Source organism: Pirellulales bacterium (assembly GCA_035533075.1).
In the GTDB taxonomy this organism is placed as follows: domain Bacteria; phylum Planctomycetota; class Planctomycetia; order Pirellulales; family JAICIG01; genus DASSFG01.
Window position 1 is genome coordinate 1 of sequence record DATLUO010000288.1, and the last position, 24,675, is coordinate 24,675.

General features: G+C 64.2%; 23 protein-coding genes. 12 read left to right on the forward strand and 11 right to left on the reverse strand.

Annotation, left to right across the window (positions count from 1 at the left end; translation table 11 throughout):
- Positions 1 to 548, forward strand: a 548-nt coding sequence (locus VNH11_35710) for an SUMF1/EgtB/PvdO family nonheme iron enzyme (protein HVA51743.1), incomplete at its 5' end; no start/stop codon positions are given.
- Positions 532 to 1,896 carry a hypothetical protein gene (locus VNH11_35715; protein ID HVA51744.1) on the forward strand — a complete coding sequence of 455 codons (1,365 nt, stop codon included), beginning with the start codon at positions 532 to 534 and terminating at the stop codon, positions 1,894 to 1,896. The genes VNH11_35710 and VNH11_35715, both read left to right, overlap by 17 nt.
- Before the next feature lie 22 nt (positions 1,897 to 1,918).
- On the opposite strand, the gene VNH11_35720 is transcribed toward VNH11_35715, so the two are convergent.
- Together VNH11_35720 and VNH11_35725 are read right to left on the reverse strand one after the other, a co-directional pair.
- Positions 1,919 to 2,443 (reverse strand): DUF488 domain-containing protein, encoded by a 525-nt coding sequence (locus VNH11_35720; GenBank protein ID HVA51745.1) that lies wholly within the window; start codon positions 2,441 to 2,443, stop codon positions 1,919 to 1,921.
- Between the two features lie 287 nt (positions 2,444 to 2,730).
- Complete coding sequence (locus VNH11_35725) at positions 2,731 to 4,176, reverse strand: DUF1501 domain-containing protein (protein HVA51746.1); 1,446 nt, start codon at positions 4,174 to 4,176, stop codon at positions 2,731 to 2,733.
- Positions 4,177 to 4,357: 181 nt separating this feature from the next.
- On the opposite strand from VNH11_35725, the gene VNH11_35730 reads away from it, so the two are divergent.
- Positions 4,358 to 5,452, forward strand: coding sequence for a zinc ribbon domain-containing protein (locus VNH11_35730; protein HVA51747.1), 1,095 nt, complete (start codon positions 4,358 to 4,360; stop codon positions 5,450 to 5,452).
- 4 nt (positions 5,453 to 5,456) lie between these two features.
- Entirely contained in the window at positions 5,457 to 6,419 is a 963-nt protein-coding gene (locus tag VNH11_35735) for a hypothetical protein (GenBank protein ID HVA51748.1), read from the forward strand.
- An 80-nt stretch (positions 6,420 to 6,499) separates the two neighbouring features.
- Here the strand turns inward: VNH11_35735 and VNH11_35740 are convergent, their stop codons facing one another.
- Both VNH11_35740 and VNH11_35745 read right to left on the reverse strand, forming a co-directional pair.
- Positions 6,500 to 7,852, reverse strand: a complete 1,353-nt coding sequence (locus tag VNH11_35740; protein HVA51749.1) for an SPFH domain-containing protein — start codon at positions 7,850 to 7,852, stop codon at positions 6,500 to 6,502.
- 2 nt (positions 7,853 to 7,854) lie between these two features.
- Positions 7,855 to 8,394, reverse strand: a complete 540-nt coding sequence (locus VNH11_35745; GenBank protein ID HVA51750.1) for a hypothetical protein — start codon at positions 8,392 to 8,394, stop codon at positions 7,855 to 7,857.
- Between the two features lie 222 nt (positions 8,395 to 8,616).
- Between VNH11_35745 and VNH11_35750 the strand changes: the two genes are divergently transcribed.
- The 3 genes from VNH11_35750 to VNH11_35760 all read left to right on the forward strand — a co-directional run bounded on the left by VNH11_35750 (position 8,617) and on the right by VNH11_35760 (position 11,106).
- Positions 8,617 to 9,474, forward strand: coding sequence for a cyclase family protein (locus VNH11_35750; GenBank protein ID HVA51751.1), 858 nt, complete (start codon positions 8,617 to 8,619; stop codon positions 9,472 to 9,474).
- A 169-nt stretch (positions 9,475 to 9,643) separates the two neighbouring features.
- A complete protein-coding gene (locus VNH11_35755) occupies positions 9,644 to 10,072 on the forward strand; it encodes a hypothetical protein (protein HVA51752.1) in 429 nt (142 codons plus the stop codon).
- Positions 10,073 to 10,197: 125 nt separating this feature from the next.
- Positions 10,198 to 11,106, forward strand: coding sequence for an ROK family protein (locus VNH11_35760; protein ID HVA51753.1), 909 nt, complete (start codon positions 10,198 to 10,200; stop codon positions 11,104 to 11,106).
- On the opposite strand, the gene VNH11_35765 is transcribed toward VNH11_35760, so the two are convergent.
- Complete coding sequence (locus VNH11_35765) at positions 11,093 to 11,293, reverse strand: hypothetical protein (GenBank protein ID HVA51754.1); 201 nt, start codon at positions 11,291 to 11,293, stop codon at positions 11,093 to 11,095. The two genes, VNH11_35760 and VNH11_35765, sit on opposite strands and share 14 nt — an antisense overlap.
- Before the next feature lie 92 nt (positions 11,294 to 11,385).
- Positions 11,386 to 12,570 (reverse strand): DUF1080 domain-containing protein, encoded by a 1,185-nt coding sequence (locus VNH11_35770; GenBank protein ID HVA51755.1) that lies wholly within the window; start codon positions 12,568 to 12,570, stop codon positions 11,386 to 11,388.
- A 525-nt stretch (positions 12,571 to 13,095) separates the two neighbouring features.
- Between VNH11_35770 and VNH11_35775 the strand changes: the two genes are divergently transcribed.
- From VNH11_35775 to VNH11_35795, 5 genes are all read left to right on the forward strand, one after another.
- Entirely contained in the window at positions 13,096 to 15,060 is a 1,965-nt protein-coding gene (locus VNH11_35775) for a vWA domain-containing protein (protein HVA51756.1), read from the forward strand.
- A gap of 21 nt (positions 15,061 to 15,081) precedes the next feature.
- Positions 15,082 to 16,161: a hypothetical protein gene (locus tag VNH11_35780; protein HVA51757.1), complete on the forward strand. Its 1,080-nt coding sequence runs from the start codon at positions 15,082 to 15,084 to the stop codon at positions 16,159 to 16,161.
- Positions 16,162 to 16,247: 86 nt separating this feature from the next.
- A complete protein-coding gene (locus VNH11_35785) occupies positions 16,248 to 16,499 on the forward strand; it encodes a hypothetical protein (protein HVA51758.1) in 252 nt (83 codons plus the stop codon).
- Complete coding sequence (locus tag VNH11_35790; GenBank protein ID HVA51759.1) at positions 16,496 to 16,906, forward strand: PIN domain-containing protein; 411 nt, start codon at positions 16,496 to 16,498, stop codon at positions 16,904 to 16,906. The genes VNH11_35785 and VNH11_35790 overlap by 4 nt, the downstream gene beginning before the upstream one ends.
- Positions 16,903 to 17,931: a methyltransferase gene (locus tag VNH11_35795; protein HVA51760.1), complete on the forward strand. Its 1,029-nt coding sequence runs from the start codon at positions 16,903 to 16,905 to the stop codon at positions 17,929 to 17,931. Before VNH11_35790 ends, VNH11_35795 begins: the two co-directional genes overlap by 4 nt.
- Here VNH11_35795 and VNH11_35800 read toward each other — a convergent pair.
- From VNH11_35800 to VNH11_35820, 5 genes are all read right to left on the reverse strand, one after another.
- Positions 17,912 to 19,273, reverse strand: coding sequence for an amino acid permease (locus VNH11_35800; protein ID HVA51761.1), 1,362 nt, complete (start codon positions 19,271 to 19,273; stop codon positions 17,912 to 17,914). The two genes, VNH11_35795 and VNH11_35800, sit on opposite strands and share 20 nt — an antisense overlap.
- A 13-nt stretch (positions 19,274 to 19,286) precedes the next feature.
- The gene (locus tag VNH11_35805; GenBank protein HVA51762.1) at positions 19,287 to 20,111 is read right to left on the reverse strand and encodes a sugar phosphate isomerase/epimerase family protein; all 825 of its coding nucleotides are present in this window, start codon (positions 20,109 to 20,111) and stop codon (positions 19,287 to 19,289) included.
- A 48-nt stretch (positions 20,112 to 20,159) separates the two neighbouring features.
- Positions 20,160 to 21,410, reverse strand: coding sequence for a tagaturonate epimerase family protein (locus tag VNH11_35810; GenBank protein HVA51763.1), 1,251 nt, complete (start codon positions 21,408 to 21,410; stop codon positions 20,160 to 20,162).
- Between the two features lie 822 nt (positions 21,411 to 22,232).
- Positions 22,233 to 22,496 (reverse strand): hypothetical protein, encoded by a 264-nt coding sequence (locus VNH11_35815; GenBank protein HVA51764.1) that lies wholly within the window; start codon positions 22,494 to 22,496, stop codon positions 22,233 to 22,235.
- Between the two features lie 428 nt (positions 22,497 to 22,924).
- Positions 22,925 to 24,595 (reverse strand): IS66 family transposase, encoded by a 1,671-nt coding sequence (locus VNH11_35820; GenBank protein HVA51765.1) that lies wholly within the window; start codon positions 24,593 to 24,595, stop codon positions 22,925 to 22,927.
- Between the last annotated feature and the right edge of the window lie 80 nt (positions 24,596 to 24,675).

Consider the following 24,675-nt stretch of genomic DNA (forward strand, 5'->3'; position numbering starts at 1 on the left):
AGCGAATGGATCACCCGGTGGTGCATGTTTGTTGGGAGGACGCGGCGGCCTACGCCGAGTGGGCCGGCAAACGGCTGCCGACCGAAGCGGAGTGGGAGTTCGCCGCTCGCGGCGGACACGACCGCCAACGCTACGTCTGGGGCGACAAGCTGATGCCCGAAAAGCATTGGCAGGCCAATATCTGGCAAGGGAGCTTTCCCAACAAGAACACGGCCGACGACGGCTACGAAACCACCGCGCCTGTGGCCTCGTTCAAGCCTAACGACTTCGGCCTCTACGACATGGCGGGCAACGTCTGGGAATGGTGTGCCGACTGGTATCGTCCCGACTATTACCGCGACAGTCCGCGCCGCAACCCGCAGGGCCCCGCGGACAGCTTCGATCCGCAAGAGCCAGGCGTGCCGAAGCGCGTGCAGCGCGGCGGGTCGTTTCTCTGCTGCGATCAATACTGCGTCCGCTATCGTCCTGGCGCGCGCCATCACGGCGCGGTCGATAGCGGCGCCTCGCACACCGGCTTTCGTTGCGTGAAAGATGCATCCAGCAAGTGATGATGATTTCGAGCGTCGCTGTTCCATCGCCGGCAAACGGGAGGATGGCCTTCCCAGGCCGTCTCGTTCGTTCCTGGGCGGCCTAGGAAAGCCATCCTCCGGCCGCCTCTCGCGACGCAGCTTTCTGGCCACGACCGCCGGCGCGGCGGGCCTGAGTGTCTTGCCGCAGCATGCCCGCGGCGACGACAAAGCCGTGCCCCGCGTGGCGTCGATCAACTCGATCTTCCGCTACAAGTCGCACGCCTACCACGTCGACGGCCGCTTCGTCCACGGCTACACGCGAGACGGTTTCCACCATCAGCCGCCTTTCCGGCTCGTGCGGATGTATAACGACCAGTACCCCGACGACGACCTGGGCCGCGAGTTCTGCCGCCGGCACCAGATCGAGCGGTGCGAGACCGTCGCCGAGGCGTTGGGCGGCGACCGGCTCGACGTCGATGCCGTGCTGTTGGTTTGCGAGCATGGCGACTATCCGCTGAACGAGTTCGGGCAAATCCTTTACCCGCGATACGAGCTGTTCCAGCAGATCGTCGACGTGTTTCGCCGCGGCAAGCGGAGCGTGCCGGTGTTCGTCGACAAGCACCTGTCTTACGACCACCGCCGCGCCGCCGAGATGGTGGCCACGGCCCACGAGCTGAAGTTTGGCCTGATGGCCGGCTCGTCGCTGCCGGTCACCTGGCGGCGGCCCGAGCTGGAGCCACCGCTGGAAACGCCGTTCAGCGAGGGCCTGCTGCTCTACGGCTACGACCGCAACATCGACGAAATCTACTGGTTCCACGCGCTGGAATCGTTGCAGTGCATGCTCGAACGCCGCCGCGGCGGAGAGACGGGCGTCAAATCGGTCCAGTGCCTGGCCGGGCCGGAGGTCTGGAAGGCGGGCGACGCCGGACGCTGGTCGTGGAAACTGTTTCACGCCGCGGCCGGCCGCAGCCCCAGCTACAACGTCGGCGACCCGCGCGAAAACGTGCCCAAGCCCAAAGCCATCCTGATCGAATATCGCGACGGCACGCGCGGCGCGGTGCTCAACTTGCCCGAACAGTTGTCGGACATGAACTTCGCCGGCCTGGTGGTGGGCCGCGACGGACCGGTTTCGACCGACTTCTTTTTGCCCGGTCCGCCGGGAGCGCGGTTTTTCGATCCGCTGGTGTCGAACATCGAGAAGTTCTTCGCCGGCGGCCGGCCGCCGTATCCCGTCGAGCGGACCTTGCTCACCAGCACGCTGCTCGACCTGGCCTTGCACTCGTTGGCCGACGGCAGCCGCACGATCGAGAGCGAGGCCCTGACCATTCACTATCAAGCTCCGGCCGACAGCGGCTTCTTCCGCGGCCGCTACACCGACGCCGGCTGAGGCGTAGAGCGTTTTTTTCAGATCACGGGGCGGAAGGGTACGACAGCCGGCCGTTGTCGACATGCGCAAAGGCCGTCATTGCGTGCGGCTTGGCCGGGCCAGCGCCGATGATGTCATGTACTTCCCAGCCCCGCACGATGAGCGCATCCGCGACTAGCCGGCGGTGACAACGCCACGGCACCGCCTCGGAGCACATCAGGACGGTGCGGCGCTCGGCCGCCGCATCCATCAGTTCTTCCAGCGACGCAAGGAAGTCGTCGGTCGTCATGTAATCGGCGTAGCGATTGAACGAATCGACTCGCCAGGCGGTGTTGGGCGAACCGGCCAGCCGTGTATTCCGACGACCGCCCAGACCGGCGAAATGCCGGTAGTTAACGCCACGTTGCTCCAGCGCCGCGGCCAGAGCCTCCGAATTGAACTGCGGATGTGTTCGCGATGCCGGAAAGCGGCGGATATCGGCCACCAACTCGATCTTTTCGCCGCTCAGCAGATCGAGGAATTCTTCGATCGAGCGGTCCGAGTGGCCGATGGTCCAAATTGCGGGCATGGCAGTCAAAAAAAGAACGAAGCAGGGACGCGGCAATTTCGTCAGCGAAAGCGCGAAAGCGTACCAGTGACATTTGGTCGAGGTATCGAACATCAGCCCACCGGAAGACGGCGTTGTCGCCCGTTCCAGCACATCATTGCATTTCAGCCGCGCTGTCAAGCTTGGTGAAAAGATTCGGCTCGCTGCGCCGAAGTCGTCGAGCACGAAGCCCTGGCTCGAACTACGCGTCGACCGCTACGACGAGGTGACGTTGTCCCCCGAGCGCGCGACAGAGATGCCCCCGACACCTACGCGATGAGTTGCTTGACCACCTCGCCCTGCACGTCCGTCAGGCGGAAGTCGCGGCCGGCGTAGCGGTAGGTGAGCCGCTTGTGGTCGAAGCCCAACAAGGCCATGAGCGTGGCGTGCAAGTCGTGAACGTGAACGCGGTTCTCGACCGCCTGAAAGCCGAACTCGTCGGTGGCCCCGCAGACTTGCCCGCCTTTCACCCCGCCCCCGGCCAGCCAGACCGTGAAGCCGTAGTGATTGTGGTCGCGTCCGTTCACTTTGCCGGCGTTGGCCCCTTTCTGCGGCAGCTCGACGGTCGGCGTGCGTCCGAACTCGCCGCCCCAGACAATCAGCGTCTCGTCGAGCAGGCCGCGCTGCTTCAGGTCTTTGATCAAGGCCGCGATCGCCCGGTCGCACTCTCCGGCCAGGCGGCGATGGTTCACTTCAATGTCGTCGTGGTTGTCCCAGGGCTGGCCCGCTCCGTGCCACAACTGCACGTAACGCACTCCCCGTTCGATCAGCCGCCGGGCAATCAGAATCTGCCGGGCCTGCACGCCGGGGCCGTACATGTCGAGGATGTACTGCGGCTCGCGGCTGGTATCGAAGGCGTCGGCGGCGTCGCTCTGCATGCGATAGGCCAGCTCGAAGCTGTGAATGCGGGCCTCCAAGGCCGGGTCGTGGTCGCGCGTGTCGAGATGCCGGCGGTTCAACTCGGCCAGCAGGTCGAGCTGCCGCCGCTGGTCGGCTGGCGAAACGTCGTGGTTCTTGACGTTCTCGATCAGCTTCTCGATCTCTTTGTGCTGCGAATTGATGTACGTGCCCTGATAGACGCCGGGCAAAAAGGCCGATTGCCAGTTCTCGGCGTCCTTGATGGGATATCCGCCCGGACACATGGCGATGAAGCCGGGCAGATTCTGGTTTTCGGTGCCCAGGCCGTAGGTGACCCACGAACCCATACTGGGACGCACCAGCCGCGATTCGCCGCAATTCATCAACATCAGCGACGGCTCGTGGTTCGGCACGTCGGCATGCATCGAGCGGATGACCGCGATCTCGTCGATGCACTCGCCCACGTTGGCGAACAACTCGCTCACCTCGATGCCGCTCTGGCCGTACTTGTTGAACTTGAACGGCGAGGGGAAGGCCGCGCCGGTTTTGCGTTCGGTCCGCAAGTTCTCGGTCGGCAGGTTTTGCCCGACGTATTTCGCCAGCGAGGGCTTTGGATCGAAGGTATCGACATGGCTCGGCCCGCCGTTCATGAAGAGGTGAATCACGTGCTTGGCACGGGCGGGGAAATGCGGCTCCTTGGGTGCCATCGGATTGGCATAGCCCGTGGCCGCCTCCGCCGGCGTCAGCCAGCCTTCAGCCGAAAGGACACCGGCCAGGCCCAGCAGGCCCAGGCCCATGCCGGACCGCGCGAGCAGCTCGCGGCGCGAAAAACACGAAGGACAATCGTTGTGATGCATCTGGGCGGGGATATTTTAGGCTGCCAGTGGCGAATACCTAATTCTACACCGCGAGCGACACTTTTTGCAGTTCGCAAGCCAACCGGTTTTTTTCCGGAGTGATTGGGCGGGCATGGGCAACAAGCTTTTCGGGTGAGCCCATCGGCTTGAACCGCCGATGCCGCGGGCGTAATCTGCTGGCATGACGCTCGCCGCCCTCTCTGAGCTCCCAACCGACGCCGCTCTCTCCACCGCGCAGTCCCGTACACCTCGAACGCATCGGTGCGAGGCTTGCGGCGCCCCGCTCGACGCGCTCGACCGTTTTTGCCAGGCCTGCGGCGCGCCGCACAAGACCGCCGCGCTCGCCGCGCCGCCGGCCGCGGCGCAAAAGCGGTTTCGCTGCGAAGGCTGCGGCGCCGAGACGCTCATCCCCGCCGACACGCGGAGCTTCACCTGCCCCTTCTGCGATTCCAACTACGTCATCGAGCTGCCGGAGCAGGCCGTCCACCGCCAACCGCCGGAGTTCGTGATTGGGTTTGCCGTCGCCCCCGACGACGCTTTGCTGATTTTCCGCCGCTGGCTGGCCAACGGCAATTGGTTTCGGCCAGGCGACCTGACGCAGGCGCGGGCCGAAGAGAAGCTTCGCGGGGTCTATTTGCCGTTCTGGTCGTTCTCGATGCTCGCCGCCAGCGCGTGGTCTGCCCGCATCGGCGAGTATTGGTACCGCACCGAGACGTACACCGCCGTGGAAAACGGCAAAACGGTCACCAAGACACGCACCGTGCAAGAGACCGAATGGTGGAATCTGTCGGGCAGGCACCAGGAGTATTACAGCGGTTACTTGGTGTCGGCCAGCCGCGGCCTGCCGCAGGCCGATGCCCAGCGAATCGGTCCGTTCCAACTCGCGGCGCTGAAGCGCTATCAGCCCGCGTTTTTGGCCGGCTGGTCGAGCGAGGAATACTCGGTCGAGCGTGATGCCGCGCTCGCCATCTGCCAGCAAGAATTCGCGCGCCGCGAAGAGCGCGGCGTGGCGGCGTTTTTGCCCGGCGATACGCATTCGGGGCTGCACGTCGAGACCTCCTTCAGCCAGGTCAATTCCGACCTGGTGCTGCTGCCGGTCTACGTGTTGAGCTACCGCTACCACGACCGCCTGTTCCGATTTCTGCTGAACGGGCAAACGGGCCATTGCACGGGCGACAAGCCGATTTCCGCCCGGCGGATTGCGGCCGTGGTCGTGGCGGCGATCGTTGCCGTGGCGGTGGTGGTGGGCGCGTTGCTCGTGGCGGGAGCCCATTGAACGCATGAGCCCCGTGTTGCAAAAGTGCCCGGTGTGTCAGGCGCTGCTCGACGAAGAGGACCTGTTCTGCGGCAATTGCGGCGCCGAGGCGCCGGCTGCCGAGGCGCGGCAGGCCGACGCTTCACGGGCTTTCACCTACAACTTCCGCTGCTCGGCCTGCGGCGCCTCGATGAGCTACGACGCGTCGGCGGGCCGGTTGCGGTGTCCGTTTTGCGGCTCGGAGGATCTCTCCAAGCAGGCCGATGCCAAAACGATCTCGCCCACGCGGGTGGTGCCGTTTGTGATGACGCGCGACCAGGCGGTGGCTGCGATGCGTGCCTGGCTCGGCCGCGGTTTTTGGCGGCCCGGCGATCTCGCCCAGCAGGCGATGGTCGTGTCGATGACGCCCGTCTATGTGCCCTGTTGGGTGTTTCAGGCCACCACGCACACGTTCTGGGCGGCCGACACCGGCCAAACTCCCGGCGGAGCGAGGGGCCAATGGTTTCCGCTCTTCGGCGAGCATCGCGGCCGGCACGAAGGACTGCTGGTGGCCGCCAGCGGCGCGCTGACGCCGGCCGAGACGACGGCCATCTCGCCGTTCGACCTGTCGAAAGGCGTCGAGCCCGGCGGCGTCGACCTCGACAACATCACGGTCGAACAATTCGCAGTGCCGCGCAAGTACGCGCGCCCCTTGGCACGGGCGGGCCTGGAAGGACTGGAACAACTGGCCTGCCGGCAATACGTGCCAGGCCGCTGCCGCAACCTCAAGGTCAACGTCCGGCTCGAAGGACTGTCGAGCGAGCCGGTGCTGCTGCCAGCGTGGATCATGGCTTATCGGTATCGCGATCGCGTGTTCCGTTTTCTGCTCAACGGTCAAACGGGCGCGGCCACCGGGCAGGCGCCCGTCTCTTATCGCAAGATTGCCCTCGCGGTGGGCATCGCACTGGCCGCGGCCGTGTTGATTGCCCTGGCCGCACTGAGCCGGTGACAGTGCCGCGGAGGATGGCCTTCCTAGGCCGTCCAGGCACAACACCCTACTTGACGGCCTAGGAAGGCCATCCTCCGACGTTAATACTCATCCTTGCCCAGCAGCTTCTCCTCGGCCTTGTCGGCCTGCCAGGCGACCGCCGTCAACACGCGGCTCACGGACAGCGGGTCGATGGTCTCGGCGAGTTGATTGGCGCCCAGCACGATCATGGCTTGTCCGCCCGCGTCGGCGATGGCGAACGCGCCGTGGACCAGGTTGGCGTTGTACCGCAGCAACGCGGTGGCGGTGCGGTCGCTGGCGGGACCACAGGTCGATGAATACGCCACGATCGGATGGCCTTCCGGGTCTTGGCGGCCGAAATCAACGGCGACCACCTGCCGCCGCAAAGCGCCGATCGGCACGGTTATCTGCCACCGATCGCCCGATTCTTGCACCTGATAACCGGCCGCCTGCGCCACTTGGCGGACCATCGCTTTCGGATCCTTGGTGATCGGAACGGCCGTCGCGGGCGCCAACGCGGCGAAATCGTCGCCGCCCTGGGCCGCAACCGGGGCCTGTGGCCGCGCCGCCGACGGCGGTGGGGGCGTCGTCGCCTGCATCGCCTGCTGAATCATGCCGGGCATCATCATGCCGAACCCCGCGCCCATGCCCATGCCCATCGCGCCGGCGTCGCCACCGCCGCGCTCGGCCAGCTTCGACATGCTCTGCGCCGCCTGGAATTTCATGAAGGCGTTCAGATCGCCCACCGCGCCCATGGCGCTGCGGGCGTCGATGGCCTTCTGCACCTCTTCCGGCGGAGTGATGGCGCCGATGAAAAAGTCGACCAGCTCCAGACCGTACTTGCCGAAGTCGGTGGCCAGCTTGGCCCGCGTGCCGGAGGCGATCTCATCGTACTTCGCGGGCAGCTCCAGCAGTCCGATGCCGAGCGAACCGAGCAGATCGTTCAAGCGGGCGACAATCAGGTCTTTGAGAAACGCGCCGATCTCGTCGGTGGTGAACTTGCCCTGCGTGCCGACGAGCGTGTTGACGAGCAGCGCAGCGTCGGCCACGCGGAACGAGTATTTGCCGAAGCTCCGCAGGCGGACCATGCCGAAGTCGGCGTCGCGGAACGTGATCGGCTGCCGCGTGCCCCACTTCTGATCGACGAACGTCTGTTTGCCGATGAAGTAGACCTGCGCCTGGAAGGGGCTCTTTTCCCAGGGCAGCGTCAACAGCCGCGTGATGACCGGCACGTTGGCCGTGGTCAGCGTGTGGCGGCCGGGCGGGAACGAGTCCATCGCCTTGCCGTCGCGGAAAAAGATCGCCTCCTGATTCTCCTGCACGATGAGCTGCGCGCCGAACTTGATGTCGGCCGTCCCCTGTGGCGGAACCCGTTCGACCAGCGAGCGGTTCGCTTCGTCCAGAAACTCGATGACTTCCAATCGTTGTGCCATGACTAGCTGGCCTCAGGGTGGTTTGCGACGAGTCGTTTCAGCAGATCGCCGCGCTCGTCGCAGGCGCGGTCGAGTCGGTCGAGTGCCTGTTCGGCTTCGGCCAGCTTGGCGTCGACGGCCGCCGGTTGCCCAACCGCCGGCGATTGCCCGGCCCATCCGTCGACGAGCGTGCGGAAGGCCGCCACCTGGTCGACCAACGTCAGGTCGTGCTGATAGACGTGTTCCAGCAAGGCGGCGTCGACCTGCCGTGCGTCGAACAAGCCGCTATAGCCCCGCACGGCGCCGCGGATTCGGCCGATGACGCGGTCGAGCTTGCCACGCAACTGGTCGATGCGCGGCAGCGGCCCGATCTGGCCGGCCTCGGCCAGCGAGCGGGCAACCGCCTCGACGGGCCGCTTCGCCCGGTCGAGCTCCGCGGCCAGGTGTTCGCGCAGCAAAGCATCGCTGTCGCGACGCTCCTCGCGCTCGAAATAACCGCGAAAGCCGGGCAGCCGGCGCAGTAAATCGACGACGTGCCCGCCGCCGCTGGATGGACCGCTCATGCTCACGCTTCCGGGGCTGATGCCAGTTGCCGCCTGCCGCGATTGTAAGCGTTGCGATGCACGGCGGCAACGCAATCAACACCGGCGGCGCATCTCCCTAGATCGATCGACTCGCAGAAATCGCTTGCCCAAGCCGCCTGTGCTACATTCTGCTCTGCACGGGTGGTAATGTGAGGGCTTACGGGCACACGACGCAAAGCCAAATAGCCGGAGGGTAACCAAATGCTCAACAGAATGCTGGTCCGTGCCTCTTTGGCCTTCGCGGCGATTGCCTGCTGGCAGGTGCAACTTCAAGCAGACGGGCCGAAGGCGGCCGCAAAAAACGGCAGCCGGCCCGGCTGGCTTGACGGCGCGGAGGTGGTCGATCTGACGCATCCCTTCGACGAGCAGACGATCTACTGGCCCACCGAAGCGGGCTTTCGGCTTCAGAAGGGGCCGGCGGGAAAGACGCCCAAGGGCTACTTCTATGCCGCGAATCGCTTTGCTTCCGCCGAACATGGCGGCACGCACATCGACGCCCCGTATCACTTCAATAAAGACGGGCGGACCGTGGACGAGGTTCCGCTCAAGCAACTGATGGGCGAAGCCGTCGTGATTGACGTCGGCGACCCCTGCGCCGACCATCCCGACTACGAGGTAGGCATCGCCGACCTGCGCCGCTGGGAAGAACAGCACCATCGGCAATTGGCCGATGTGATTGTGCTTCTGCGGACCGGTTTTGGCCGCCGCTGGCCGAAACGCAAGGCGTATCTCGGCACCGATGAAACCGGCCCCGACGCGGTGGCCAAGCTCCATTTTCCTGGGCTGGCGCCGGAAGCGGCCCAGTGGCTGGTGGAACGCCGGCTGATCAAGGCCATCGGCATCGACACGGCCAGCATCGACCACGGGCAATCGACTCGCTTCGGCAGCCACGTCAAGCTGTTTGAGCACAACGTGCCGGTCTTCGAGAACCTGGCCAATTTGGAAGAACTGCCCGACGAAGGCTTTTCCGTCATCGCGCTGCCGATGAAAATCAAGGGTGGAACTGGCGCACCATTGCGGATTGCGGCTATCGTGTCAAAGCAGGCCTTGGACAGGTGAACCGCCGTCAGAACTCCTATCAGCGCTACAGCCGGACTGCTGAGTGTGAAGTCCCCGTTGCGGCTTGTGTGGCGACGCCTTGACGGTCCTAACCGTGTTCGATACTTGATGGACGGTCCGACCATTACCATTCGGGCCGCATATACCAGCCCATCGCAGGACTACCACCATGGCGAAGAAGAAAGCCGCCGCGAAAAACAAGTCGATCTCCAGGCCCTCGCCCCGTCAGACCCAAGCGAAGTCGGAGCACGTGCCGAGCGAAAGCACGTTGGCAACGAAGCCGGCGGGTCCACAGCCGCCTTCGGCGGAGATGTACGTCTATCGGCACGAGGTCGAGAGCAATCCGGCCCATGCGCCGCTGATCGTGGACATTCCCATCGCCGCGGGACGCGGCGAGCGGCCAAGCCGGCCGTCGTTTGTCGGCTTCACCGCCGAGATGAACGAAGAGCAATGGCCGGATCAATTCACCTTTCGCATCCTCTCGCTCGAAGGCGCCACGGTCCGCGTGATGATCAGCCGCATCGACCAGGGTCCGCAAGAACGGACCTGGGGAGCGAAGCTGATCGTTCACGTGCTCGTGATCGCCGACGCGGTTTGATGACGGCTTCCACTTGGCGCCGAGCACGACTCCCGCCGGCGGCCGAGATTCGGTATAACTTCATAGCGAGTTGCAGGCATACGGTAGGGGTCCGTCCTTCAGACGCGCTCAATGAGGCTAAAGCCGTGAGCTACTTGATCGGAGTCGACGTCGGCGCGACGACCACCACCCTGGCCGTCGGTAACGATCGGGGCGAGGTCCTGCAGGTTGCCAGCCAGTTTCCAACTCGCTCGGAACAAGGCCCGCGGGAAGTGACCCAGACCATCGTCGAACAGGCGGTGGCGACCATCCATTCGCTGGGCGGATCGATCGACGACGTGGCGGCCGTGGGACTGGCCACGCCGGGGCCGGCAACCGTCGACGGCGTGCTGCTCAAATCGCCGAATCTCGATCCCACGAAATGGGACAAGTTTCCGATCCGGGCGGAGCTGGAAAGAGCTTTCCAAGACCGTCGCCCGGGGCTTGGTGTGCGCTATCTGGGCGACGGGCAGGCGGCAGCCCTGGGCGAATTCGCAATCCGCGGCCGGTCGATGAAATGGGAGCAAGCGGCGGCGCCGACCTTGTCTGACGAAACCCTGCCCGGAGAACCCAACACCATGCCCAAGCAACATAAGGCGCAACGACCCACCAAGCGGACGACGGCGGACGAACGGCCGCCGAGCGAGCGCGATTGCGGAATCTATGAACAACACATCCTGCGCGGCGAGACACAACAGCAAGTCGCCGCGGCGCACGCCTTGTCGCAGCAGCGAGTGGCCCAAATCGCCGCGCGTGTCGAAGCCCGGCTCGCTGGCCACCCCGAACATCCGCTGGCCCAAAGCCTCAGGCTGCGCTGCGCGCGGCGCTGGGAAACGCTGTGGGACGATCTCGAAAAACTCGCCCGGTTCATGACCGGCACGCCGATTCGCAGCGTGGTGTTCATCGAAGCCGAGGCCCTGATGCGGCTGGTCAACGAAAGTATTGGCAAGCGGCGCGAGTTCCGCCTGGCCGACGTCGATCGGCTTCCGTTCGGCAACAAGATCATCGCGGCTTGAACAGCGCGGCGTCGAGGATCGACCAGAGGTGGATGACCCAGCCGAGCAGCACAATCCAGAGCACGGCGGCCAGCACGAAATGCGTCAATGCCATCAACGGCCGGCCCTGAACCAATTGGCCCAGTCCGGGAATAAAGAAGCTGCAAATTGCGGCAAGCACGTTGCCGGCCGAACCCTGTCCGGTCATGCGAGGAAATGTGTGGCTAGAGTTGAGTGGTCAACATGATAGCCCTATTCGTCACCCTAAGCGAAATCTTGCGTCAACGGCGTTCGTCGTGCTCACTTCGGCGTCTCCGCCGCCCGCAGGTTGCGAAACGAGATGTCGGTCGTCGGGTCGTGGCCCTGGATAAGAATCGTGCCAGGCTCGGTGCGCAAACCTTCGCGCGGATTTTCGCTGGGCGCTCGATTGTCGGTCCAATCGGTCACCTGCTGCCCGTTGACCCAGACGGCGACGTGGTTGCCCGTGGCCACAATGGTCTTATAAAACCATTCGAAGTCGTTCGACACCACCTTGCGGGCCTTCTGGCGGCGGTAGATGGCGCCGGTGCCGAAGTCGAGCGGCCGCGTGCGATCGTTGTCGGCATAGCCGTTGTGAATCTGGCTCTCGTAACCCATCCACCAGTCGCCCGGAATGCTGCGAAAAAAGATCCCGCTGTTGCGTTTTTCGCCGTTCACGAACACTTCGAGCTGCAACACGAAGTCGCCGTATCGCAGGTCGGTTTCGAGCTGACCGGGGCCGTTCTTCACGTTCAGCTCGCCGGCCGGCGTGACGCTGAACTTGCTCTTTTTGCCGGGATATTCCTTCCAGCCCGAAAGGTCGCGGCCGTTGAGAATCGGTTTCAGTCCCAGCGGACGCAGCTTGACGTTGCGGAACTCGACCGGGCCTTGATTGAGCTGCAGGCCGATGTAACCGCGTCGCACGGGCGTGGCATCGGTGTAATCGAGCACGACGTGGCCGTCGAGCGTGACGACAAAGTGCCCGCCTTGGGCTGTGACGTCGTAGGCTTGCCATTGGCCGGTCGTTTGGCCGTGGTCGCCCTTCTGACGCTTGACGAAACTGCCGGTGGGGAAGGGATTGTCGTCGGCCGCGATGTTCAGTTCATAGCAGTCGGCCGCCGGATCGGCCGGTTTGGCCGCGGTGCGCAAAAAAACGCCGCTGTTGGTCTTTTTGTCGGCCCGGAACTCCAGCTTGAGCTGATAGTCGGCGAATTCGCTGGTGGTGTTGAGCAACCCCTGATCGCCTTGAGAAACGGCGATGGCCCCGTCGTTGACGTGCCAATTCGCATGGTTGTTCGGCTGCCAACCGAACAGCGTCTCACCATCGAACAGCAGCATCCAGCCTTCGGCCAACTCTTCGGGCGAAAGCGTGTTTTGTGGCGAGGTTTCCTCGGCGGCGAAGGCCGGCGACGCAACGAGCAAAAGGACAAGCGACAGCAACGGCGGGCGAAGCGAAACGAAGCACATGCGCGATCTCGGCGGAGTGGGGCAAGGTGGCAGACGCCTGCTGATCTTTGCCTATTCTGCCGGCGATTTCAAGCTGCTTAGCTCGAAGCGCTGAGCTCCTTGGCAACCCGCCGGTGCTTGACAACCTCCGCCGCACGGGGATCTTGGGGGCGGCATTTCGGCTCTCGCGGCTGCTTGGGCCCTTGCTTCAGAGACTCCAATAAGTATCGCAATGACATGGCTCGACCCTCCTTGTAGCCCCGATCCGCCAGGGCCAATGAGTGCCCTGGTTCTGCTAATCGCTAAAGCAGTTGCCGTGCCAGCTTCGTTTTTTCTTGGATTCGGCAGTGATACTATTTGGCAAGAAGTCTCTGTAGGGAACGGACTCCGTGCCGTTCCGGGAAGTGCGAATCGACCGTTTTTTGCGGGTTTCCCGGAACGGCACGGAGTCCGTTCCCTACAGAACACCCTCCTCGACTTTTGCCCGCTATGCGGATAAGCTGAAGACCAGCGGTGGGCTTGTCGCCCTTCGGCGGAAGCATCGTTATGCATGTGCTTTGGGTTTGGTTATCTCGGTATCTCGCGGAGCCTTGGCTCGACGAGCACGACCTGCTCGCCGAAGCCTATCAGACCAGCGATCCGGGCATCGGCTTCTGGGCCCGCTTTCTCCAAGGCGCGATCGCGAGCGGAATCGCACATGCCGTGCTGTTGATCGGTCTGGCTCAATGGCACCTCGTCGAACCGCTGAAGGAACCACCCGCCCTGCTGTCGGTCGTTCCGTCGCTCGACGAGACGCCGATCGAGGCCCTTGACGTCGACTATCTTCCGGCGGAAGAAACCGAGGAGCAATCCGACAACGCCTTGGCGGCCACCAGCATGTCGTCGGCCCCGGTGATCGAAGACGAGCCGCTGCTGACCAGCGTCAGCGAGCCGACCGAAATGACGGCCACCATCGAGCTGCCGCCGATGCTCACCGCGCTGAGCGGCTTCGAGCTGAGCGATGTGGTGGTGCAAACGGGCAGCGTCGGCGTGGAAGTCACCGAGGTCGAGGGCGCGGTCGATCGGCTCACGGAAGAAATCCTGACCAACCTCGAAGAAAGCCGCGTGCTGGTCGTCTGGCTGATGGACGCTTCGATCAGCCTCAAGCCCGACCGTCAGGCCGCCGCTGACCGGCTGCAACATATCTATCAAGAGATCGACGCTTCGGGCGGGGCTGACGGCGAGGCGCTGCGGAGTTGCGTGGTGGCCTTCGGCCAACAGGTGCAAGAACTCGCCCCGCCGACGGCCGACTATCATCAGATCGTGGAAGCCATTCACAAGGTGCCGACCGACCCGTCGGGCATCGAGAACGTCTTTTCGGCCGTGCTCACCTGCGTGGTCCGCTATCAGAAAGAGCGGGTGCAAGAGCACCGCCGAGTGATGATCGTGATCTGGACCGACGAGTCGGGCAACGACTACGCCAGGCTGGAAGACGCGGTGCAATTCTGCCGCAACAACGTGGTGCCGGTCTATATCGTCGGACCGTCGGCGATGTTCGGCAAAGAGCAGGGCACGCTGTCGTACCTGCACACCGACGGCAAACGCTATCAACTGCCGGTCGACCGCGGCCCCGATTCGGTGCGCGAGGAACGGCTGCACTTGCCTTACTGGTTCGAGGGAAGCCAATATGAAACGCTGCACGCCGGCCTGGGGCCGTTCGCCCTCACGCGGCTGGCGCACGAGTCGGGCGGGGCGTATTTCATCAAGGACAATCCGGGCGACGGCTCGCCGTTTGCCATCGAGACCATGCGACGCTACGAGCCGGAGTATAACTCGCCCGACGAGTATCTGCGGGCGGCGGGCCACAGTCAGTTGCGAAAGGCGGTGCTCGCCGTCGTCGATTTCACGCGGCAACGCAAGTTCAAAGGAACGCCGCGGCTCTCATTCGCTCCCACCGGGCAAAGCTACTTCAACGAGATGCGCGAGGCGCAAGAGACCGCCGCCTACGACAGCATGCTGTTGCAGCAGTGCCTGGGCGTTTTCGGCGCGCGGGGCCTGGAGCAGGCGTACTCCAGGGAAACCTCGCCGCGCTGGCGGGCCTGGTACGACCTGACCTACGGGCGGCTGCTGGCGATGATGGTGCGGTGCAATGAATACAACTGGGCCTGCGCCACGATGAAGGCCAAGGGCGCCGATTTCGTCGACAAGAAATCGAACCGTTGGCAATTCAAGCCCGACGGCAACTTGCACTATGGCAGCCAGGACGAGCGGATGGCCAAAGAGGCCACGCGGCTCTTGACGCGCTGCGTAAAAGACAACCCCGGCACGCCCTGGGCGGTGTTGGCCCAGCGCGAGTTGAAAGATCCGTTCGGCTTCAAAGTCGTGGAAGCGTACGTCGCTCCTCCACCGCCGCCGCCCAAAGCGAAGCCGGGCAAGCCCGCACCACCGCCTCCACCCCCGTCAAACCAGCGCCGCACCGAACAGCCTCGCAAACTGCAGAAGCCGGTCGAGGCGGACTTGCCGAAGCTTTAGCCGCGCGGCCGGGAAATTTCGATGCCGCGCATCGCGACTCGACACGCTCACAGACTCGCGTATCGCCAACGGTTCAGCGTCGGCCTGCGCATGCTCGGCTGCCTGGTGCTGCTGGCCGGCACCATCGTGCTGGTGGCCACCCTTGCCGAAGTGGCCAAGGGGGCGTCGCGGACCACGGTGGCCCGCATGGCTGTGTTGGGCTCTATGCTGGTGCTCATCGGCGGACCGTTGTTCTGCGGCGAACGCGGCAAGCTCTTCGACCGTCAGACCCGCACCCTGACAAGCTGGCTAGGTGTTTTCAGGCCGCTGTGGCGCACGACGTTGGATCTAAGCCACTATCAATCGGTCGGAATCGAGACTTACGATGAGGGCGGGGTGAGTCGTTGGCAGGTCCGGTTCTCGAACGCGCAGGGCGAGCGGCTGGATGTGTTCGACCTTGCCGATCGCGAAGCGGCCGAATGCGCGGCGCGCCAGGTGGCCGGCTTTTTGTCGCTGTCCCTTGCGGCGCTGCCGCCGCTGGTCGGCCCTGTGCCTGCCGCGGTATCCGTTTCACCCGATGCCGGCGCTGCCCCGCCGCCCGCGGAAGCCTGTTGGGTCTATCGCCGCCATTTCGGCCCGGTCGCAAGGCTGTTCGGCGTCATCCTGGCGTCGCTGGCGATCATGGTGGAATTGGGAATCGTAAGTGCGGCAGCGAAAGAGAATAGCCGTTGGTTGCCGGGAGCCGCCGCGGTGTCGCCGCTGTTGGTGCTTGGTTTGTGGTTGTTCTTCGGCGGGCGCAGGGTCGCGGTCGATCGCACGCAGCAGACGGTCCGCGTGTGGCGTGCGTGGCCGCTTCCGCCGGCCGTTTACGACTTGGGCGAGTTTCACGCGGTGATTGTCGCTGCGGGCCAAGTGGCCGCGGCGATGGTCGCCGACCAAGAAGCGGCCGCACACTGCGTGGGGCTGCTCGATCGCGAGCAGCAACGCTTGGAACTGACGGAGGGGCTGCCCTATGACGATGCTCTGGCCGCGGCGGGCCGGCTGGCGGCAAGCGTGCAGCTTCCTTTAATCGACGAGCGGCAAGCCATTGTGAATTCGCAACGTGTGGCGGGGCGGGCATAGGCGTCGGCACCGCGCCGCCACCCTCTGGCACTGGCGATCATGAGGAATTACATTGAAGGGATCTGGGAAACATCGGGAGAAATGCCATGACTTATCAAGGCACCGTTGAAAATGGCGTTGTCGTTCTTGCCGCTGGCATGACGCTGCCGGAAGGGACTCAGGTTACCGTCGTGCCTAGCGCTACCGCCCCTCCGCCGCCAGAATACGACCCGTCGATGTCGATCGGCGAGAAGCTGGCTGAGTTCGCGCGCTGGTGTGGGACGTTCCCGACGGATCTGCCGACGGATCTCGCCAAGAACCACGACCATTATCTGCACGGCCGCCCTAAAAAACCATGAGTCGCGCGTTCGCCGACAGCTACTTTTACTTGGCGCTCGCGGATCCGCGCGACAGCGGCTACGTGCGCGCACAAGTGCTGAGTAGGACATGGAATGGCGCGATCGTGACGACGCAATGGGTGCTGATGGAAGTGGGCGACGCACTTTGCGCTCCGCGGGACCGTCCCAGGTTTCTCGCATTGCTCGGTCTCCTTGCCGCGGATCCGAACGTGTCGATTGTGCCGGCGGAGCCTTCGTGGTTCGAGCGCGGACTCGACCTTTACCGCCGCCGGCCCGACAAAGAATGGTCGCTCACCGACTGCATCAGCTTCGTGGTCATGGAGGACGAGGGACTCCGAGAGGCGTTGACCGCCGACGTGCATTTCGAGCAAGCTGGGTTTATTGCACTGCTTCGAGATGAGCCATGACCACGGAGAGCCTTCCCATGCCCGGCAACGTCTCGCCCCAACTGATCTTCGATACGCTGAACGCCTTTCAGCGATCGGCCGCGCTGAAGTCCGCGATCGAGCTCGATCTGTTTACGGCCATCGCCCAGGGCCGCGATAACCCGAAGTCGTTGGCCGCGGCCTGCGGCGCCGCCGAGCGCGGCGTGCGCATTCTGGCCGATTACCTGGCGGTGATCGGGCTGTTGACCAAGTCGCACGACCGCTGGAAGCTGACGCCCGACTCGGCGCTGTTCCTCGACCGGCGATCGCCGGCCTATCTGGGCGGGGCCGTCGAGTTCATGGGTTCGGACGAGCACCGCCGCCAGTTCGACGAGCTCACCGCCTCGGTCCGCAGGGGCGGGGCGCGCGACGACGATCAAAGCGTACTCGCTCCCGACCATGAGGCCTGGGTCCGATTTGCCCGTGGCATGGCCGGGCTGATGGCCACGCCGGCCGAGGCTCTGGCCGACCGGGTCGTCGGGCCGGCCCCGTGGCCGATGAAAGTGCTCGACATCGCGGCCGGCCACGGGCTGTTCGGCATCGCCGTCGCCCGCCACAATCCGCAATCCACGATCGTCGCCGTCGATTGGCCGAACGTGCTGGCCGTGGCCGTGGAGAATGCAAAGCAGGCGGGCGTGGTGGACCGCTACCAGACGCTGCCGGGCAGCGCCTTCGACGTCGACTTCGGCGACGGTTACGACGTGGTTTTGCTGACGAACTTCCTGCATCACTTCGACCGATCGGCCATCGACAAGGTGATGCGCAAGGTATACGCGGCACTCAAGCCCGGCGGCCGTGCATTCGCGCTGGAGTTTGTGCCCCACGACGACCGCGTGACGCCGCATACCTCGGCTTCCTTCGCGCTGGTGATGCTGGGCACGACGCCGGCCGGCGACGCCTACACGTTTGCCGAGTACCGCGAAATGTTCGTCGCCGCCGGCTTTTCGCGCTGCGAGTGCTCTGACCTGGAACCGACCGTGCAGCAGCTCATTGTGGCCCATCGCTGAGACGACGATCGATCGCGCAGGCCACGACGCCCGCCCCAATCGCGGCCAACGTCCAGAGGGCCTGGGGCTCCCATGTGCTCAATGCCCAGGAATAGCTCTCGAGCAGCATGAACGCCGCACCGAAAAAAAACGCTGACGAAACGAGCCAAACGCAAGGGGTGCGGTAGGGGCGTGCCAAGTCGGGTTCGCGCCAGCGAAGTACGACGATCGACAGACTGACCAGGAGGAGGAAAAACCAGAATGCCGGAAACGTGAACTTCGCCATGCGCTCGAAGCCATCGCGCGACAGCGTGCCGTCAGACCAGCCAAATCCCGCGACCAGACCCAAGGTGATCGCCCCCTGCAGCAGCAGCGAGGCGACGGGAGCATCGCGGCGCGCACTCCACACGCCGAACGGGCGAAACAGGCGGTGCTGTTTTCCCAGTGCGTAATAGATCCTGGCCCCCGTGAATGTCATGCCGTTGATCGCGCCCAGCGTCGAGACCGCGACCAACACGCTCACGCCTTTTCCGCCCCAGTCGCCGAGTCCCAGCCGCGTGACGTCGGCTGCAACCGCCTCGGCCGAACGCACGCCCTCCAACCCCAAGGCATGAATGAACGCGCCGTTGACCAACAGGTAGATCGCGGTCACGGCCGCCGTTCCGACCAGCAACGCACGTACGATGTTGCGTTCCGGATCGCGGACCTCGGCGCCCACGAACGCCATGTCGTTCCAACCGCCGTAGGCGTAGAGAATCAGGATCATGGCCAGGCCCCAATTGGCGGGCGACGCGGACGCGGCTGGCAAAGTCTCGACGGGCGGCGCCGACACGCAAAAGCCGACGCCGATCACCATCGCCAGTCCGGCGATTTTGACCAGCGTGAGAACGTTTTGTGTCCACTTGCCAGTGACCACACCCAGCAGGTTGACGCCGGTCAACAGAGCCACGACCCCGCCCGCGTATAACACCGGCGACATCCGGCCCAGCGGCACGATGTGTTCGGCGTATTGTGCGAACACAAAAGCCAGCGAGCCGATCGCTCCCGGCCGCACCAGCCACAACTCGCACCAGGCAAAGAGGAAGCCGACCGGCCGGCCGTAAGCCCGTGAGAGATAGACATAGTCGCCACCGTCGGCCGGCAAAGCCGTCGCCAACTCCGCGTAGCACAGCGAGCCGACCAAGGCGAACAGGCCGCCCAACAGCCAGACGGCCAGAAACGAAAGCGTGTCGGGCACGCTGGCGGCGATTTGCGGCGCGGTGACGTAGACGCTGGAACCGATGATGATGCCCACGATGATCGACGTGGTGTCGAACAGCGTAAGCTGGCGCCGAGGTGCGGCGGGCGAAGCGTCATCGGCCATGTCGGCGCCTGCCTTATTCCTGCTGGCGAAAACACCGGTGGAAGGCGACCATCGTCTGCCGCGCCGCCGAGTGCGAATCGGGCCAGGGCAGTGCCTCGGCCGAGGCATACCCTTCGTAGCCGATTTCGGCCAGCGCCGCGGAGATCGGTGCGAAGTCGATGTGCCCCAGTCCGGCCGGCCGGCGATTGGAATCGACGAAGTGGACATGCCCGATATGGCGGCCGCCGCGGCGAATCGCTGCCGGCAAATCGGCCTCTTCGATGTTCATGTGGAACAGGTCGGCCAGCAGCACGACGTTCTTGGTCGAGAGGCGTTCGAGCAACCGCACGCCGGCCTCGACCGTGTTGGCCACGTTCGTTTCGTAGCGATTCAGTGGCTCGTAGATCAGTGGCACCTGGTACTGCTTGGCATGTTCGCCCAAGGCATCGAGCGCCTCGCTCAGGTAGCCGGTGGCCGTGGCATGATCGACGGCGTCGCCGCTACGGCCTTGCATCGAGCCGATGATGGCCGGCGCGCCAAGCGGGCCGGCAAAGTCGATGATCGAACGGATGAAGGCCTGGGCCTTGTGACGCAAGGCGGCGTCGGACAAAGTCAGGTGCAATCGCCCTTTGACCCAGCCGGCGCCGGTGCCCACCGCCGCCAATGAGAGATCGTGATCCCTGAGCAACGTCCGCAGTTGATGGGGGGCGACCGCATCGGCGGCCGGCGGAAAGACTTCGATCGCATCGAAGCCCAATTCGTGTGCCGTTCGGCACGCCGCCGGCAGATCGTCCCAAAAAACGAACGGCCCGCCGCGCGCTTCCGGCACCAGGCTCACCGTAACGCTCGATTTAATCATTGATATTCACCATAAGCTGTAGGGTGGGGCAAGCTCGCTTGCCCCACCCTACGACAGGAACAGCGGCTTGAGGTGCCGCTCGTAGAGATTCTCCGTCACGTTCTTGGCAATCGTCGGCTCGCAGGCATCGAGCATGCTCAGATAGCGATCGCCCATTTGCGCGGCGATCTTGTAGCCGACGTGGATCAACTGCCGCAAGTGAGGATTGAACTCCCGGCAGGCCGGGTCGTGCCGCAGCGCCGCGACGTATTGCTGCGCGCTCCAGCCGTGCATGGCTTGCGGCGAAGGGAGCTTGGCCGGATCGATGTCGATCACCGCCGCGTAGGGCCCGCACAGGGCGTCACGCTTCTCGAACGCCTTGGAATAGATTTCCTTGGCCACGGCCAGCCCTTCGCCGCCCGCTTCGGCCAGCCCGATGACCTCTTCCAGCCAGGTGGTGCCGGCGGTCTTGATGTGCAACCCGGCCCCGCTGCGGGCCAGCGACCGGCGAATGGGAGCGTAGAGCGAAAACTTGTCGCTGCCCGAATGAACGCTGAGCTTCAAACTTGGCGGCAGACCAAACTTGCGGACCGCCAGCGCGATCACCGCCAGGTCTTGCTGGAACTCCTTCTCGAACTGCCGCAAATCGCCCACGTAATCGACGCCCTTGTTGAACCGACCCGTGAACTTGGGCGCGATGGTTTGCAGCGGGATGTTTTCGTCGGCCAGCGCGGCCAGGATGATCAGCAGTTCGGGCGGCGTTTGCGGGCTGTCGGTTTCGTCCATCGAAACCTCGGTGATAAACCGGCCCTCGCCCTTCGCCTGGGCGATGTGCCGGTAGATGGCGCCCGCGTCTTCCACGGCCCGCAGATACTTGGACGCCACTCGTTCGACCTCGGCCTTCGCCGCGTTCATCGGCTCGTCGATGCCGGCTATCTCCAACTTGCCGACCAGGTCGCGGTGCCGATCGACGAACGCGGCCACGCGCTCAGCCGCCGCCGGTTTGCCGATCGAATCGGCCACGTCGATGGTGTAGAAGTCGGACGAATCCAGAAAGCCGTCGACCGTTTCCAGGCGGATGTGGTCGGCATCGACGTGATAGGGCTTGTTCCAGCCCAGCTCGCGGACCGCGGCCTCGGCCGCCTCGCGCACGCTGCCGGGCTGCGAGCCGACGATCGAATGTTCTCGATACGACTTGTTCCACACCGGCACGACGTCCGCGCCGCGTTCGGCGGCAAGCTGGCAGGCCCGCAACTGGGCCTTGGCCTGATGCGCGAAGCGATCGCCGACGCCGAAGGAGAATTTCGAGAGAGTGAGCATGATCGGAGGGTTCAGGGTTCAGTCCACGTCGCACAATCTATCGGGCAGGCGTGAGGGGTGCAATAATCAAAGGCGTTGGGCGATAGGCGGCGACCAGCAACCATTGCCTCCGAACGTATCGCCAGCGCGATTCGACTCCGCCATGGGATATCCTCCTGTGAAAGTTGAAACCGGTCAGTGCCTTACTGACGGTGCCCTGGCTTCAATCCACGGCCAGAGCCGTCGCCTTGTGAGAAATGGGCCGGCGGGCACGCAAACGTGCCCTTGAGAGTAGCCTTTGAATGGAGGATGTCAACTACCTGCGCCCCGCTTTTTTTACGGCCTCCTGCGCGAATCGTCCGCCGTCGTTCTCGCCGTGAAGCCGTTGTGGCAATCATGGAGAAACCCCGTCCGTACGCTGGCGCCCCGCTGGCCGCAACCAGGAAACCAATATCGAACAATTGGACCCGTCCCGGAACTGTCCCGCTTGTTTGCTCCGCGATTGGGGTATCGTCGCACGCTCAGGTTCTCCGACTCGGCAGTGTCCGTAGCGTCTCGCCCATGCCGATGCCCTTGGTATGGCCGTCCCCTTGATAAGGCAAGGTCGGCGGACGGAAGTGGTGATTTCGGTGCTCAATGGCTGGGCTGCTGCACCCTCCACGCGGACGCTCAGAGCGGCAGGCGATAGCGCGAGTCATATTCATCGCTGGACGTGTGGTTGAGCGGATCGGTAGTCGAGAGCAGCTCGCCGCCGTGCCCGTAGGCGAATGTCGTCGTGGGGTCCAGGTTGGTCTTCGACCGAGGCGGGCCGGCAGGGGCGAGGCGATCGCCTGGTCGCAGCCCCTAGACGTTCGCTGGGGGCCCGGCGTGGTGGCAGCCGATGCCAGGCATCGGGTCTCGGGCGCCGCACTCAATCACCGTCCGGATTTCATCGGCCGACATCCCCCGTTCGATCATTTCTTCCTTCAACGCCATTTCGCGGCCCTGCCTCCAACACTTCGCCAGGGTGCCCCCAACGATCGCCGTAATTCCGCAAATCAAACCGCCCGCAACGGCCACGAGGGCGATCGTTTCACCAGATTCGAACTTCGATAGAATATCCATCATCGGCAACACCTTTTCTTTGAAAAACGCGGGGCAGCAGGGTTATTCGCTCGTCGGCCTCGATTATTGACTACGCGCCGAGGACGCTTCAATAGCGGGCGGAGAGAGGAAGAGACGGAGAGACGGAGAGCTGAGCCACGAACTGTCGGAGCTGACGCCGCGCCGTTACCACATAACGCACGCCATCCAGGCCTTCCGTCGCGCACATTTTCACTTTTGCCAGACCGGGCATAAGCTGCTTTTCACTTCGCCCTCTGGGGCCGATCCGTCGGGAAGTTCGCAAGTGCAAGTGCAGCAACAGGTTGTGGCAAACCAGCGGTAAAGCTTCGCCGAACCCGTTTTCATCGGGCAGTCGCGCGCATGAGGATCTCAACCTCAATCGAGGTTTTTGTGGGGACGAAGGATCGCCGAGAGATCGTGCGAACGGCCGACTACGAGGTATTGTGTGGATCGATGCTCAGCTCCCGGCGCTTTGCTTCGCTGAGATTCCAGGGCAGAAAGCCGTGGACCTCGGCGGGGGCTTGGCCGCCCGCTTCCGCGCAGCTCTCCAAGTACCACGTTAACCACTTGCGAGGATTCAACCCCTGCTTTCTCAGGGTCGCGAACAACGAAAAGAGCATGGCCGCCAAGCGGCCGCTCCACAGCGCACCCGATCCGTAGTAGTTCTTGCGGCCCACGGCTGGGCCGCGCGCCTCGCGCTCCGAGGCGTTGTTGTCCATCGGAATCCGTACATCGTCCACGAACCGAGTCAGCCCCGTCCAATGCTCCTGCAAACTGGTCAGCACCTTGCGGCGCGGTTCGCGGAGGTCCGGGCCGGCAAGTTCCCGCTCGGCTTCGGCCTGCATCGCGCTCACCGCTTGGCGTAGTGTGGCATCGGCCGCCTGAAATTCCGAGCTGCCCGGAGCGTGCTTCAGACGCTCGCGTTGGCAGCGATAGAGCTCGCGGATGCGTTCCAGCCAGGCCAAAGCCCAGGGCTTCAACTCCCCCCAGCCCTTGCCCACCTCGACAAAATCCCGCCGTACATGGGCCCAGCAAAACGCCAGCAGAATGTTTCCCGATTTGACCTGGTCCATCGCCTTGTAGGCGGAGTACCGGTCGACCACCAAGACCATCTTGGCCCCGGCCGGGAAGTGGCCTTGGGGCACTTCGTGGCTGCGGCTGGGATCGAGAACAAAGACCACCGTATCGGTCCCCAGGAAGACCCACAACCACCAGCGATGCCCGACCTTGCCTTCGTGGTCGATGAACATCATCCAGCGTGTTTCGTCGGCCTGGCTCAAGGGCGACTGGGCGTTGCGTGTTCGCAGGGCCTCGTACAGCGGCGCGAACATCGGCTCCAGACGCTTCAGGCCCTCGTTGACGGTGCCCGCCGCCACGTTCAAGCCCAGCAGTTGCCACTGGGCCAGCAGCCGTTCGACCGGTTGATGGCTGAAGAACTTGGCCACCAAAATCTCGACCCAGAGGGAGGTGCCCAGCAGGCCTTTGGGGATCAGTTTCGGGGCTGGCGGAGCGGTGACGGTTTGCGGAGCGCCTGCCGCCGGACAGTGGCATGACCGCCGATAGCGTCGGCGGCGGATTCGACGGCGGTGCGGGCGGACGTCGATTTCGATTTGCTCCGAATCCTCGCTGCCACAAAGCGTGTAGGGGAGGCCGCAGTCCGGGCAGATGCGTTGGTCTTCGGGCACATCGCGGAACTCCTCGTGGACGGGTAAGTGGCTATGGTCCCGGCGACGCGGTCCGGGGCGGTCCCGGCGTTGGCCGCGTGGTTTACGTTCGGGCGTTTTGCCCTCTCCGTCCGGGTGGAGTTGGTTCGAGCGGTCGCCGCGCGTCTTTTCGGTTTTCCGACCGAAGAGGCGGTCTTGCAACTTGCGGTTCTCGCCGCGCAGTTGCTCGGCCTCCGCTTCCAGTTTCGCCAGACGTTCGAGCGCATGGGCGTGGCATGATTTCCAGTATCCAGCCTGTTGCCGCAGTTCGGCGTTCTCGCGTCGCAGTTCGGCGTTCTCGCGGCGGAGCAATACAAGCTCCGCGACAATTGGCTCCCACTGCGCGGGGAAGTCCCGGCATTCATCGCTCAGAGCTAGGTCAAGCAGCGTGCCATCCATGATGGACGTGCTTTTACCCCGGAAATACCAGCGGGGACCAGATCAGTCCGCCAAAAAAAACGGGTTCGGCGAAGCTTTAC